Source organism: Paraburkholderia dipogonis (genome assembly GCF_042680985.1).
Taxonomy (GTDB): Bacteria; Pseudomonadota; Gammaproteobacteria; order Burkholderiales; family Burkholderiaceae; genus Paraburkholderia; species Paraburkholderia phytofirmans.
The window spans coordinates 193641-208277 of record NZ_JBHUFR010000034.1 but is presented as its reverse complement, the minus strand read 5'-3'; the positions used below and the strand labels follow the sequence as shown (position 1 = coordinate 208277).

The 14637-nt window shown below is 63.5% G+C and carries 11 protein-coding genes; 4 read left to right on the top strand and 7 right to left on the bottom strand.

The window, feature by feature from the left end; genetic code table 11:
• Positions 1 to 18: 18 nt before the first annotated feature.
• The 6 genes from ACFSNN_RS36340 to ACFSNN_RS36315 all read right to left on the bottom strand — a co-directional run bounded on the left by ACFSNN_RS36340 (position 19) and on the right by ACFSNN_RS36315 (position 9031).
• Positions 19 to 1476, bottom strand: coding sequence for a heavy metal sensor histidine kinase (locus ACFSNN_RS36340; RefSeq protein ID WP_134463742.1), 1458 nt, complete (start codon positions 1474 to 1476; stop codon positions 19 to 21).
• A complete protein-coding gene (locus ACFSNN_RS36335) occupies positions 1473 to 2159 on the bottom strand; it encodes a heavy metal response regulator transcription factor (RefSeq protein ID WP_007176723.1) in 687 nt (228 codons plus the stop codon). Before ACFSNN_RS36335 ends, ACFSNN_RS36340 begins: the two co-directional genes overlap by 4 nt.
• Before the next feature lie 112 nt (positions 2160 to 2271).
• Positions 2272 to 3768, bottom strand: a complete 1497-nt coding sequence (locus tag ACFSNN_RS36330) for an efflux transporter outer membrane subunit (RefSeq protein ID WP_134463740.1) — start codon at positions 3766 to 3768, stop codon at positions 2272 to 2274.
• A complete protein-coding gene (locus ACFSNN_RS36325; protein WP_134463738.1) occupies positions 3765 to 4988 on the bottom strand; it encodes an efflux RND transporter periplasmic adaptor subunit in 1224 nt (407 codons plus the stop codon). Before ACFSNN_RS36325 ends, ACFSNN_RS36330 begins: the two co-directional genes overlap by 4 nt.
• A 35-nt stretch (positions 4989 to 5023) precedes the next feature.
• A complete protein-coding gene (locus tag ACFSNN_RS36320; protein ID WP_134463736.1) occupies positions 5024 to 8263 on the bottom strand; it encodes an efflux RND transporter permease subunit in 3240 nt (1079 codons plus the stop codon).
• Between the two features lie 333 nt (positions 8264 to 8596).
• Complete coding sequence (locus ACFSNN_RS36315) at positions 8597 to 9031, bottom strand: VOC family protein (protein WP_012427720.1); 435 nt, start codon at positions 9029 to 9031, stop codon at positions 8597 to 8599.
• 145 nt (positions 9032 to 9176) lie between these two features.
• On the opposite strand from ACFSNN_RS36315, the gene ACFSNN_RS36310 reads away from it, so the two are divergent.
• From ACFSNN_RS36310 to ACFSNN_RS36300, 3 genes are all read left to right on the top strand, one after another.
• Positions 9177 to 10061 (top strand): LysR family transcriptional regulator, encoded by an 885-nt coding sequence (locus tag ACFSNN_RS36310; protein WP_134465592.1) that lies wholly within the window; start codon positions 9177 to 9179, stop codon positions 10059 to 10061.
• Between the two features lie 164 nt (positions 10062 to 10225).
• Positions 10226 to 10864 carry a LysE family translocator gene (locus ACFSNN_RS36305; protein WP_134463734.1) on the top strand — a complete coding sequence of 213 codons (639 nt, stop codon included), beginning with the start codon at positions 10226 to 10228 and terminating at the stop codon, positions 10862 to 10864.
• Positions 10865 to 10933: 69 nt separating this feature from the next.
• Positions 10934 to 11281 (top strand): hypothetical protein, encoded by a 348-nt coding sequence (locus ACFSNN_RS36300; RefSeq protein WP_134463732.1) that lies wholly within the window; start codon positions 10934 to 10936, stop codon positions 11279 to 11281.
• Between the two features lie 49 nt (positions 11282 to 11330).
• Here the strand turns inward: ACFSNN_RS36300 and ACFSNN_RS36295 are convergent, their stop codons facing one another.
• Complete coding sequence (locus ACFSNN_RS36295; protein WP_134463730.1) at positions 11331 to 13043, bottom strand: SulP family inorganic anion transporter; 1713 nt, start codon at positions 13041 to 13043, stop codon at positions 11331 to 11333.
• Between the two features lie 709 nt (positions 13044 to 13752).
• Here ACFSNN_RS36295 and ACFSNN_RS36290 point away from each other — a divergent pair.
• Positions 13753 to 14610 carry a PA4780 family RIO1-like protein kinase gene (locus tag ACFSNN_RS36290; RefSeq protein ID WP_134463728.1) on the top strand — a complete coding sequence of 286 codons (858 nt, stop codon included), beginning with the start codon at positions 13753 to 13755 and terminating at the stop codon, positions 14608 to 14610.
• Positions 14611 to 14637 lie beyond the last annotated feature (27 nt).

Sequence of the window (14637 nt, the reverse complement as noted above, 5' to 3'; positions counted from 1 at the left end):
GCTGCGGCGTCTGCCGGTTCAGGCCGACTTGCTCTTCGCCAGCGACGAATAACCGCTTGCGTCAGCAGCCGCATTCGGGTTCGAGCGCGCTGCCGGCACGCCGGCTTCGATCGGCGAAACCGCCGCGACCGAAAACACAAAGGTGTTGATGCCGTGCGCGCTTTGCGCCGACACGCTGCCGCGATGCATCTCCGCGATCGCCTTCACGATCGCAAGACCCAGGCCGTGGTTTTCGCGGCTATTCGTGCGCGAGACTTCCGCGCGATAGAACCGGTCGAACAGATGTTCGAGCACATCCGGCGAGATCGGCTCACCGGGATTGGCCACCGCGACGCGCACCTGGTCCTCGTCACTCACGATCGTCACGCTGATCTCCGCGTCCGGCTCGCAATGCTGGATAGCGTTCATCAATAGATTCGTACAGGCGCGGCCGAACAGCGAGCGGTTCACGCGCGCCATGGCGTCGCCGCGCAATTGCGCACGCACCCGCGCTTCTTCGAGCGGTATCTCCAGAAACTCCAGCGTATGCGCGACTTCCGCGGCCAGCGATACGTCGACGAGGCCCGTCGCACGTTCGCCCTGATCGGCGCGAGCGAGGAACAACATGTCGTTGATGATCGCCCGCATGCGCTCATACTCTTCGAGGTTCGATTGCAACGTATGGCGCAGATCGTCGACCGAGCGATTACGTGTCAACGCGACTTCTGTCTGGCCGATCAGAATCGTCACCGGCGTGCGCAGTTCGTGGGCCACGTCCGCGTTGAACGATTCGAGGCGGCCATACGCGCCGTCGAGGCGCTCCAATGCACCATTGAAGGAGTTGGCCAGGTCGTTCAGTTCGAGCGGCAGCGAGGCCGTATTCAAACGCTGCGAGCGGTTGTTTGGACTCACGGCGGAAGCGTCGCGCGTGAGGCGCGTGAGCGGCGCGAGGCCGAGCCGCGTCACCGAATAGCTGAGCAACAACACGGCGAGACTGCCGAGCGCCGACAATGCGGCCAGCGCCAGGCCGAACACGCGCATGGTGCGCACATTGGGCGAATAGCTGGCGGCCACCTGCAATTGCACCGCAGGACGCGCGCCGTAAGCCGGGATCGTCGCCGTGGAGGTCAGCATGTCCTGACCGCCGCCGGCCGGCGTCACGCGCGAATAACCACCCGCCCAGCTCGTGACCACCGAGCCGCCGACCGGTGTGCCGTAATGAAAATACGGATCGGCGCTCGACACCGCATACACCGTGCTGCCGTCGTGCGGTGTCATGTCGGTGAGCTTTTCGCGCGCCATGCGCCACTTCTCCGGCGTCACGGCGTGATACACGATGATGCGCGCGATCTGCGTGCGGTCGTCGAGCGACTCGCGCAGATGGTGTTCGAGCTGCGTGCGCAGCACCAGAAAAAGCCCCGTGCCGACCAGCGTGAACACGAACAGCGCGACGAACGCGAACATCAATGCGAGGCGCCGGGCAATCGAGCGGTTCATGACTGCTCCGCCTCTTCGCGCACTTCGAGCACGTACCCCATGCCGCGCACGGTATGCAGCAGTTTCGAGGGGAACGGGCCGTCGAGCTTGGCGCGCAATCGTTTGATCGCGGTCTCGACCACGTTGGTATGACTGTCGAAGTTGACGTCCCAGACGAGTTCGGTAATCGCGGTCTTCGACAGAATGTCGCCTTGCCGGCGCGCCAGCACGCTGAGCAGCTGGAATTCCTTGGCGGTGAGATCGAGACGCACGCCGTCGCGGGTCGCGCGCCGGCCGATCAGATCGACGAACAGATCGCCGACGGAAATCAGCGTCGACTCCTGCGAACGCGTGCGGCGCGCCAAAGCATGCAAGCGCTCGACCAGTTCGAGAAACGAAAAGGGTTTGGTGAGGTAGTCGTCCGCGCCTTCGCGCAGACCGCGCACGCGATCGTTCACGTGATCGCGCGCGGTGAGCATGATGACCGGCGTGGACTTGCGCATACGCAGCGCTTTCAGCACGCTGAAGCCGTCGCGCTTGGGCAGCATCACGTCGAGGACGATCACGTCGTAATCGAATTCGGTGGCCAGATGCATGCCCTCCTCGCCGTCAAGCGCGACGTCGACGACCCAGCCCTGCTCTGTCAAACCGGAGCGCAGGTAGTCCACCACCTTGTGCTCGTCTTCAACAATCAGCAATTTCATGCGCGTCCCCTTGTATGTGCATTATACGAAACGCCTTGCAATCGTCTTGCGCACCGCCGCGTGCTTCCTCTGCTGCCCCTGTTGCTGCCCTGCTGCTTCATGATCTGCCAGCTCACCGCGCGGGAGCCATCGCCTCCTTAGCGTCGTTGGGCTGCACGCCCGCGGGCGTATTCGACATGTCCGCGCCGACGTCCCATCCGCCGCCGAGCGCCTTCACGAGCGAGACCGACAGCGTCATTTGCTGACCGTGAATCTGCACGTCCTGGCGCTCGCTGGTGAGCAGCGACTGCTGCGCGGTGATCACGTCGAGGTAAGCGACGAGGCCGCCCGAATAGCGGTCGTTGGCGAGCGCGAGCAGATGCCGCGCATCGGTGACGGCCTCGCTCGACTGCTTCGCCGCGCCGTCCAGCACGGAGAGTCCGGTGATGCCGTCCTGCACCTCCTGGAACGCGGTGAGCACGGTCTGGCGATAGTTAGCCTCGGTGGCCTTGTAGCCTTCGCTCGCGAATTTCACGTTGGCCGCCCGGCGGCCGCCGTCGAACAACACCTGACCGACCGCCGCGCCGAGCGTCCACATCAGCGTCGGCGCGCTCAGCAGACTGGCGAATTGCGTGCTTTCCCAACCGATGCTCGGCGCCAGCGTGAGACTCGGGAAAAACGCCGCCTTGGCGACGCCGATCTGCGCATTCGCCGCGGCCATCGCGCGTTCCGCCGAAGCGACATCCGGCCGCCGTTGCAACACGTCGCTGGGCACGCCAAGCGGAATCGACGGAACCTGCACCGCGAGCACCTTCGGCTCGATCGAAAACTGCGGCGCGGGCACGCCGACCAAAGCGGCGATCGCATGTTCGAACTGCGCGCGCTGATTCAGCAGCAGTTGCGCCTGCACGCGCGTCGAGTCGAGCAGCGACTTCTGCTGCAACACGTCGAGGCCGGACACCGAACCGAGATCGTGTTCCGTGGTGACGTAGTCGAGCGCTTTCTGCTGCAGTTTGACCGACTGATTCAGCACGTCGATCTCGGCGTCGAGCTCACGCAGCGAGAAATAGTCGCTGGCGAGATCCGTGGTGAGCACGAGCCGCGCGTTGGCGAGATCATCCGCCGATTGCTGCGCGGAAGCCGCCGCGCCCTCCACCTCGCGACGTATCCGGCCGAATAGATCGGTGTCGTAGCTGATGGTGGGGCCGAGCTGCACATTGTTTTGCACGGTCGACGTCGTAGGCGTGCCGTAGTTCGTTCGCGGACGGTTCTGCGAAATCCGGAAGCGCGATCCCTGCGCCGCGAGATCGACTTCGGGAATCTGCTGCGCGCGGTCGTTTGCGAGCGTCGCCCGCGCCTGCTCGTAGTGCGCGCTGGCCGCTACCAGCGTCTGATTCTGCGCGAGCGCCTGCGTTTCCAGCGTGGCGAGCGTCGGATCGCTGAACGCGTTCCACCAGTCCGGCGAGATCGGCGCATGCGATGGCACGGCCACGCGCCAGTACGAATCGGTTTGCCAGGTGGGCGGCACTTCGGCCTGCGGCCTTTCGTAATTCGGCCCGACCGTGCACGCGGCGAGCAGCGCCGCACCTGCGAGCGTCGTCAACGCGCGGCATGTGGCCACGTGCTTCACGACGCCCCCTTGCCGTTGGCTTGCGGCTGCTGGACCTGCACGTGATCGCCGTCCGCGATCGAATCGCTAGGGTTGATGATGATCCTGTCGCTCGGCTCGATGCCGCTTTCGATTTCGAGCGATTGGCCGAGGTCCTGCGCGATCACGATCTTGCGCAACTGCACGTTGCCCTTCGCATCGACCACCGCGACGCGCGGGCCTTCGGCGCGAAACAGCAGCGCGTTACCCGGCACCGTCAATTGCGCGTGCGCCACGGCCGGCACCGCGACCTGGACGTACGCGCCCGGCCGCAGTTTGTTGTCCGGATTCGGCAGTGTCACTTCGACCTGCAGCGAACGGGTGGGCACGTCGATCGCGCCGGAGATGTGCGTGATCGTGCCGTGGAATTGCTGGCCCGGCAGTTCGGCCTGCGTCACCACCACCTTCTGTCCCACCGACACGTTTTGCGCGTACGCCTGCGGCAACTGCACATAGACGCGCAGCGGGTCCGACTGCGCGAGCGCGAAAAGCGCACGGCTGGTGCCGCTGCCCGCATCGATCAGGTCGCCGACATCCACGTTGCGTTGCGTGACCACGCCCGCGAACGGCGCGACGATGCGCTTGAACGATTCGAGCTGTTGCAGGCGCTTGACATTGGCATCGGCGGCGGCGAGATTGGCCACGTCCTGCGAGTAGGTGCTTTGCCGTTCGTCGAGTTCCTGCTGCGAGACCGCATCGCGCTGACGCAATTGCTGCCAACGCTCCAGCGAGCTCTTCGCAAGGCCGAGGCTCGAACTGGTTTGCTGGCGCTGCGCCAAAGCCTGCGCGAGTTCCTGGTCGATCTCCGGCGTGTCGAGATCGGCGAGCAGCTGGCCCTGCTTCACGCGCGTGCCGATGTCCGCGTACCAGTGCAGCAGATAACCGGTGGAGCGCGCGTAGATCGGCGATTCGACGAAGCCGCGCAGCGTACCCGGCAGCAAGGTGTTGCCGCCGCCTTCGGTCTGGGTCGGACTCACCACATTCACATACTGCGTGGCGTTCTGCTTGGTGGTCTGCGCCACCGAACGGTTCTGCACGATGTTGGCGATCACGGTGCGCAAGGCCCCGAGGGCCAGCAGCGCCAGCACGATCCACATGGCGATTTTGGCGCGTTTCCATTCCTGATGGCGCGGCGGCAAGGCGTGGCCGCCTTCCGTCTCTCGCGCGGGAATCGCTAGCGATGCATGTGTTTTTTCGGTCATCTCAGTGAGCCATCTCAGTCAGCCGTCATTTAACTTTACGCGGGCTTGCCAGCACTGCCGTGCTCGGGCGCGGGGCCGTCGCCGCGGGAATCCGTGTGATTCGCGCCGCCGTCGTCACCATTGTCACCATCGCTGTGGTGGCGGCGCGCGAGGCGGGAGTGAATCGCCGCGAACACCAGCGGCACGAAAAACAGTGTGGACACGGTGGCGAACAGCAGGCCGCCGATCACCGCGCGGCCGAGCGGCGCATTTTGCTCGGCGCCTTCGCCGAGACCCAGCGCCATCGGAATCATGCCGATGATCATCGCGAAGGCCGTCATCAGCACCGGCCTGATCCGGCTCGCGCCGGCTTCGAGCGCGGCGGTCAGCGGCGGCGCGCCTGCGGACAGACGCTGACGCGCGAACGACACCATCAGAATACTGTTGGCGGTGGCCACGCCCATCGTCATGATCGCGCCGGTCAAGGCGGGCACGCTCAGGTGCGTGCCGGTCAGGAACAGCATCCACACAATCCCCGCCAGCGCCGCGGGCAACGCGCTGACGATAATCAGCGGATCGACCCACGACTGGAAATTCACCACGATCAACAGATACACCAGCACGATCGCCATCGCCACGCCGAGACCTAAACCGAAGAACGAACTGCGCATGGTCTGCACCTGGCCGCGCACGGTAATCTGGCTGCCGCGCGGCAGCGACGCCCGCACGTTGTCCACCAGCTTGTCGACCTGATTCGCCACACTGCCCAGATCGCGCTTCTCGACGCTCACATACAGATCGATCACCGGCCTGATGTTGTAGTGCGTCACTTCCGCGAACTGGCTCTTCGGCGAAACCCGCACCAGGTTGCCGAGCAATTGCGTCGGGCCGTTGGCCGCGCCGGAGACCGGCGTGCGCAACAGTTCATCGATCGACGACACCTGATACTGCGGCGTTTGCACCGCTACGCTGTATTCCACGCCGTTGCGATTGTTGAACCAGAAGCCCGGCGAGGTTTGCGAACTGCCCGACAACGAAATGAGCACGTTTTGCGCGACGTTGCTCGCGCTCAGATTGAGTTGCTGGAGCCGCGTGCGGTCCATCTGGAGATTGATCGCCGGTTCGTCCAGTTTCTGCTGGATGTGCGTGTCCACCGTGCCGGGAATCATGCGCACCTGTTTCAGCAGCTTGCGCGCAACGTCGAAGTTGCCTTCCTGATTCGCGCCGGAAATCTGCACGTCCACGGCGGCAGGCAGGCCGAAGTTGAGAATCTGCGTGACGATGTCGGCCGGCTGAAAGAAAAACTCGACGCCCGGAAAACGCTGCGGCAGGAGCGCGCGCAGTTTGTCCATGTAGATTTGCGTCGGCTTGTGGTCTTCGTTGAGCGCCACCTGGATTTCGCCGTCGAGCGTGCCGATCGTGCCCGCGTTGCTGTACGAAAGGTTGATGCCGCTATAGGGCAAACCGAGGTTGTCGAGAATCGTGCCGAGCTCTTTGTGCGGCACGACCTCGCGAATCACGTTTTCGACCTGGTCCGCAAGACGCGCGGTTTCCTCGATGCGGGTGCCGGTCGGCGCACGCATATGCAGGCGAATGTCGCCGGCGTCGACGCTCGGGAAAAAGTCTTCACCGAGCACGAAAATCAGGCCCATCGACACGATGCAAAAGCCGAGGAACACGCTGCCGAACCTGCCGCGACGCACCAGCAAGCTGCTCAGAATCATGATGTAGCCGGCGCGCATGCGCTCGAAGCCACGATCGAAGCGGTGATAGAGGCGCATGAACAGATTCGGCTTCGCGCCCGGCTTCGGCTTGTGCGCGTGACCCATCAGCAGCATCGCGAGGGTCGGCACCAGCGTACGCGAGAGAATGTACGAAGCCAGCATCGCGAACACCACGGCTTCGGCGAGCGGCACGAACAGGTAACGCGCCACGCCGGTCAGGAAGAACATCGGCACGAACACGATACAGATACATAGTGTCGACACCAGCGCGGGAATCGCGATTTCACCCGCGCCGTCGAGAATCGCGTCGTGCAGATTCGTGCCCATATGCAGATGCCGTTCGATGTTCTCGATCGTCACCGTCGCGTCGTCCACCAGAATCCCAACCGCCAGCGCGAGACCGCCGAGCGTCATGATGTTGATGGTCTGCCCGAGCGCGTGCAACGCGATCAGCGAGGACAGGATCGACAGCGGAATCGAGATCGCGATGATGCAGGTGCTGCGCCAGTTGCCGAGAAAAAGCAGGATCATCGCGGCGGTCAGCGCGGCGGCCACCAGCGCCTCGCGCACCACGCCCTGCACCGCCGCTTTCACGAACACCGACTGGTCGAACAACGCGGTGATCTTCAGATCGGGCGGCAATGCGGCCTGCGCGTTCGGCAGCAGCCCCTTCAGCGTATTGACGATGGAGAGCGTCGACGCACTGCCGTTCTTGAGCACCGACATCAGCACGCCGCGATGGCCGTCCTGCCGCACGATGTTGGTCTGCGGCGAGAAGCCGTCGCGCACGTGCGCGACTTCACGCAGATACGTGGTCGCGCCGTTGAGCGTGCGCACCGGAATATCGTTGAGCCCTTCCAGCGTGGGGGGCGAGCCGTTCATGTTGATCGTGTATTCCTTCGCGCCGATCTTTGCCGTGCCGGTGGGCAAGATCAGGTTTTGCGCGTTGAACGCGCTGACCACATCGGAGGGCGTGAGACCTTTGGCCAGCAACGCGCGCGTGTTCAGGTCGACCGAGATCAGCCGCGACTTGCCGCCGTACGGATACGGCACGGCCGCGCCGGGAATCGTCACGAGTTGCGGACGCAGGAAGTTCAGCGCCGTATCGTTGAGCGCCTGTTCGGAGAGCTTCGGGCTCGACAGGCCGAGCTGGATCACCGGAATACTGGACGCCGAATAGCTGATCACCAGCGGCGGCGTGGCGCCCGGCGGCATCTGCTTGAGCTGCGCCTGTTCGACCGCCACCGTCTGCGCGATCGCGGTCTGGATGTTCGCATTCGGCTGCAGGAACACCTTCAGGATCGTGATGCCCGCGAGCGATTGCGATTCGATGTGCTCGATGTCGTTGACCGTGGTGGTCAGACTGCGCTCGTTGACCGAGGTAATGCGGTTGGCCATGTCTTCGGCCGACAAGCCCGTATAGGTCCAGATGATGCTGACAACCGGAATATTGATTTCCGGCAGCACGTCGACCGGCGTGGTGAACAGCACGAATGGCGTCGCCAGCAAGATCAGAATGGCCATCACGATGAACGTGTATGGCCGTTTAAGCGCAACGTTGACGATCCACATGAAACGCGCCCGAATGAATGCAGGTAAGGGATGGGTGAATCAGCGCTTATGCTAGATCGCTAGCACCAACACCTGCATGGCGCCAAAATGGCGGAATTGTCAGGAAGGTTAATGCAAGGAAGAACGAGGTTCGAACTGCGAGGGAGTTTGCCGCGAAGCAAACGTTTGATGAGGGAAGATAGCCGAAATTGAGGTGCTGCTTTAACGCGACGTCACGCGATGTCACGCGAGCGCGTCGCGAAACATCGCATGAATTGTTTTGCGCGCAGCAAATACTTCACGCGCATTCAAAACCTGGTCGATCGCTGTCAACTTGCCAGATCGACAACGGCTCTACTTCGCAAACAACGCCGACATATCCGCAAACGCCTTGAATTCCAGCGCGTTGCCCGACGGATCCAGGAAGAACATGGTTGCCTGTTCGCCCACTTCACCCTTGAAACGCACGTGCGGCTCGATGATGAAGTCGATACCGGCCGCCTGCAGCTTGTCCGCGGCGGCCTGCCATTGCGCCATGGAGAGCACCGCGCCGAAGTGGCGGACCGGCACGGCGTCACCGTCGACCTTGCTGGTGTGACGGTGGCCGATTTCCTCCGGCGCGAGGTGCGCGACGATCTGATGGCCGTAGAAATTGAAATCGACCCACGCGTCCGAGCTGCGCCCTTCCGGACAGCCGAGCAATTCGCCGTAAAACTCGCGCGCGGCGGCAAGGCTATGAACAGGGAACGCCAGATGGAACGGCGGCAAGACGGTATCGGCAACGCTCATGATGGGGAAACTCGCTGATTGAAATTGGGTTGAACGTGCCGACGCTTAAAGGGCCGCACGCGTGAGGCAAAGTTTAACCATGACTAAAAATGGTGAAAAACGATATATATTTGACCTCACCATCACCAAATTCGATCAATGGAACATGCTGAGCGAACTCAAGACTTTTATCGCCGTCAGCCAATACGGCACGTTTTCGGGCGCCGGCGCGCGCATCGGCCTGACGCAATCCGCCGTGAGCGCGCAGATGCAGCGGCTCGAAGAAGAGCTGGGCTTCGCGCTATTCGACCGCACCGGCCGTTCCGCCTCGCTCAACGACGCCGGCCGCGAAACGCTCGCGCTCGCCGAAGAAATGATGACGCTCTACGCGCGGCTCTCCGAACGTGGCGCGGTCGCGGCGGAAAGCGGCATGCTGCGAGTCGGCGCGATTGCATCCGCGCAAGTGTCGTTTCTCGCCGACGCACTCGCGCGCTTTCGCGACGACCGCCCCGGCTGGCGCATTCGGGTCGTGCCGGGCGTGTCGCTGGGCTTGCTCGGGCAAGTGGATTCCGGTGAGCTGGATCTGGCCGTCATCATCAAACCGCCGTTCGCGCTGCCGTCCGAACTCGAATGGCGCACGCTCGTCACCGAGCCGTTCGTGCTGCTCGTGCCCAAGCCGCTCGTGCGCGGCAAAGGCGCGGCGCGGTCCTGGCGCGAACTCCTGCGCAGCGAGCCATTTATCCGCTACGACCGCACCTCGTTCGGCGGCAGGCTGGTCGACCGGTTTCTGCGGCGCTCGCGGGTCAATGTACGCGACGTGATCGAGCTCGACGAGTTGCAAGGCATCGTGCAACTGGTCGCGCGTGGCATCGGCGTGGCGCTGCTTCCGAATAGCGCAGGGCTCGGCAAATGGCCGGCCGGCGTCGTTGCGCTTGAACTCGGTGAATCGACGTTTCAACGGGAGATCGGGCTCGTGCAGCGTCCGCGGCATAGCCGCCAGGCGGTGGCGGGCGCGCTCGCGGATTGCATCGGCATGGCAGCCGGTGCGTGAGCCTGCGCCGCCGCGTCCGCGCGATTGTGCTGTTGCCGGAGCAACGAACTGTATCTGTGGGATTCTTCCGCCCACGCGCAAAATCTGCGTTCGCGCGACGTCTCGCGCCCCTTATCCGCGTGCGCTCTGAGCCGCACGCCCTGCCCGCCGCCGAGGTCCAGCCCATGATCGCCAGCACCTTCCTCACCGCCGATGTCCTGATCGCCTACAGCGCCTACTTCGTCGGTACGGCGAGCCCCGGGCCGAGCAATCTCGCGATCATGTCACTGGCGATGAGCTCGGGCCGCCGTTCCGCGTTGACCTTCGCGCTCGGCGTGGTGTCGGGTTCGTTCTTCTGGGCGCTGCTGGCGTCGCTGGGTTTGTCGGCGGTACTCGCCACTTACTCGGAATGTCTGGTGGCGATCAAGATTGCCGGCGGCTTGTATCTGCTGTGGCTCGGCTTTAAATCGGCGCGCTCCGCGTTCCGTCCCAAGGCGTTGCCCACGGGCACGGCGCGCGACGACGAACCACTCAAGCGTCTCTATCTGCGCGGCCTGCTGCTGCATCTCACCAATCCGAAAGCGATTCTGGTGTGGCTGTCGATCGTCTCGCTGGCCATGTCGCCGGCCGGTGGCACCTCGCATACCGCGCCGGTGGTGCTCGGCTGCATGTGCATCGGCGTATCGGTGTTCAGCAGCTATGCGGTGCTGTTTTCGACCGCTTCCGCACGGCGCATCTACGCGTCGATCAGGCGCTGGCTGGACGGGTCGCTCGCGATCATGTTCGGCATTGCCGGCATCAAGCTGCTGACTTCGAAAAACTGAGCGCGTCGGGAGACGGCCGCCGCTCTGCGATACTGTCGCCGTGACAATCGAAGCGGACAGACGAATACGATGAGCGGCGGCAACGAAGCGAATCCGGCAGCACGGCACTCGCCATGGCAGAAGCGGCTGTACCTCGCGGGCGTCACGGCGTTCGTGACCGGCGTGATTCTGGCCGTGATCATTTATGCGACCACACCGCCGCCGGACAGCGCCGTCTCCATGTATAGCGTGGCCGATCCGCGCTATCAGATCGAATTGCAGCGTATTGGCGGCAATGCGGCGGTGCTGATGGCGCAGCTTCATCAGTGGTTCGACGGGCTGTGGCACGGTACGGCGCTCGCTTATACGGTGGCGGTGCTGGGCGCTGTTATCGCGGGTGGGTGTTTCTTCATCGGCTATTTCTTCGCTGACGAATAAGCGCCACGCCAAAAGCTGCGCGTCGCGCTGCCCATGCAAAAAACCGCGCTTACGTAGCCTCTTTCACATGCCGGTCGGGCTTCTCCACACCCGCCGTGCGCAGCGCTTCGTGCAACGTGTCGAAAATGCAACCTTCCCCGACGATCGGCGTGATGCCGTGCCGGTCCATATCCGAACGCAAATAGCGATTCACGCGCGCGAACAGGACCTCGATGCCTTCGCTTTTCAGCGTCTGGCACAACTCGCCGACGGAGCGGGAAGCCGAATAGTCGATGTCGGTGATCGCGCTTGCGTCGATCACGAAGCAGCGCACCTTGCTCGGGGCGAGGTCGATCAGGCGCCGCGTATCGTCGACGAAAAAGTGGTCGTTCGCGTAAAACAGATCGGCGCCGAAGCGGTAGACGATCATGCCCGGCGCGGTCTGGATGCCGGGCACGGCGGGCACCGGCACCCAGACGCCGTCGTCGCCGGGGGCGAGAATCATCGTATGCGGACGGTAGCTGTGGCGCACGTGACGCAGCAGCGAGAGCGCCACCGCCACCAGAATGCCGTGCTCGACGCCGATCAGCACCACCGCCGCCGCGGTGAACACGGCCAGCGCGAATTCGCCGGGACTCTCGCGGCGGATCGCAAACAAGGTCTTCAGATTGATCAGGCCGATGGCGATCGTAAACACGATGCTGGCCAGAATGCAGTGCGGCAGATACTGCAAAAAGCGGCTGAAAAACAGCAGCACCGCCACCACCACCGCCGCGAAGACCAACTGCGCGAACTGGCTGCGCGTGCCGGCGAGATCGGCCATGGCGGTTTGCGTCGGGCTGCCGTTCACCACGAAGGCGCCTGAAAACGCCGCCGCCGCGTTGGCCGCGGCGATGCCCAGCAAGTCGGCGTTGGTATCGACGGCTTCGTGATGACGCTCGGCGAACACGCGGCTCGCGGCAGCGCTCTGCGCGACGATCATCACGAAGCAGGACGCCGCCACGGGCAGCAGATCGAGCATCTGCTGCCATGTGACCGACGGCACGCGCAGTGGCGGCAACCCACCCGCTACCGGGCCGAGCACGGCGATGCCGTGAGCCGGAAAGCGATAGAGATCGCTCGCGGCGATGCCCGCCACGACCGCGATCAACGGCACCGGCACGCGTGGCAGAAAGCGCTTGCACGTCAGAATGGCGACGACCACCAGCAGCGAAATGGCGAGCGTCGGCTGATTGATCTGGGCGGCTTCGCGCACCACCAGCATGAGCTGATCGACGCTGCGCGCGGCGTGTCCGGGCAAGCCGAACATGTCGCCGAGCATCGCAATGCCGACCTGCACGCCCACGCCGGCAAGAAATCCGACCAGCACGGTACGCGACAGAAAATCGGCGAGAAAGCCCAGCTTGAAAATCCGCGCGATGAACAGCAAGGCAGCGGTCAGCAAGGCGACCATTGCGGCGAGTGCGGCATATTCCGCGCTGGAGGCCGGCGCCATGGTGGCAAGCCGGCTCGCGAAGATGGTGGCGGTCGCGGAGTCGGCGGCCACGACCAGATGCCGCGAAGCGCCGAAAAACGCAAAGGCGATCAGCGGCAGAAAGACCGTGTACAGGCCCGTCACAGCCGGCATGCCGGCAATACGCGCGTAGCCGAGCACCTGCGGAATATCCATCGACGCAAGTTGCACACCGGCCAACGCATCGCGCGCCGCCGCGGCACGGTTCAGAGGAAGGACGCCCTTCAGCACGCTGACGCGCGCCGTGATAGCCGCCAGAAAATCTCGCATACGCGATACTGCCCTAATCCAGGTTTATCGCGCATCGTGCCGCGATTCGGCACTTAAAGGCAAGACCTGAAGCGAGATCGGCTCAAGAAAAGCGAACACCGCAGCACGCACGCTCGGTTGGCGCTGCGGACAACACCCGGCTGACTGCCTCAACGCTTGAACTGTCCTGTCACCGGATCGACGTGCCGCGCGAAACCAAACAACGCGGCGATACAGATCGGGCAGGCAATGAAGAACACGGCCAACATCTTGCACCCCGTAACATCTTGTTACCGGCGAGTCTACGCGATCGGCATGCGAATTGAATGGGGGAAAACAGCAAAAGACTGTGTTGGTAGCTACAACAATCTCGCGTGAGTCCGCAGCCGGTCGCGTCGAGAAATAAGCAGAAAATACGGCATTAATTCTGGCGAGCCGTATGTTCAACGGCCAACGCATTGCGCAAACGCTTGCGAGTTCATGCTCCATTCCGACCGGCACATCGACTCGCCTCTTCATCGCCCGGCAATTAGATGGACGGTTCTAGCGATTCGAAAGCGCATTGAAATCATCGGGCAAGCAGCGTTCGAGTTCAGCGCCCGGATCATGGCTGTTTCTATGCTCTAGGCGCTCTCCCCGTATAATCCCGCATGACCCGAATCCCGCATCACCTGCCCTCGCAGCCGGCCGCTTATCCCCGCCGCGCTTCCCACCGCTCTTCGGCGGTCGCATGAAAACTCCGAAACGTCTGCTCCCACTTGTCGAAGAAGGCCTGATCGACGAAGTCATCTGCCAATTGATGAGCGGCAAGGAAGCCACGGTCTACGTGGTGCGCAGCGGCGACGCCACGCGCTGCGCGAAAGTCTACAAGGACGCGAAGCAGCGCAGTTTCCGTCAGGCCGCGTCCTACCGCGAAGGCCGCAAGGTCAAGAACAGCCGCCAGCAACGCGCGATGGAAAAAGGCAGCCGCTATGGCCGCGAAGTTCAGGAACAAGCCTGGCAAAACGCCGAAGTCGACGCGCTGTTTCAGCTCGCTAACGCGGGCGTGCGCGTGCCGCAACCTTTCATCTGCACCGACGGCGTATTGCTGATGGAGTTGGTGACCGACGCCGACGGTAACGTCGCGCCGCGTCTGAACGATGTCGAGATGACGGAGGAACGCGCACTCGAACTGCATGCGCGGCTGGTGAACGAAGTGGTGCGCATGCTATGCGCCGGCATGATTCACGGCGACCTGTCCGAATACAACATCCTGCTTGCCGCCGACGGCCCGGTCATCATCGACCTGCCGCAGGCCGTGGATGCCGCCGGCAATCTCGAAGCGCCCGCCATGCTCGAGCGCGACGTCGACAACCTCGCCACGTATTTCGGCCGCTTCGCACCGGCGTTACTGGAGACCCGTTACGGCAAGGAAATCTGGTCGCTGTACGAAGCGGGCGCATTGCATGTCGACGCCGCGTTGACCGGCCGCGTCGCCTTGGATACCACGCCGATCGATCTCGAAGCCGTGCTTCAGGAACTGGAAGATACGCGGCTCGACGAAGAAGCGCGCCTGCGCTACGAGCAGTCGCTGCGCAGCGGCACCTGAACCTGCACGCGCGAGCGGCGGGGGCAG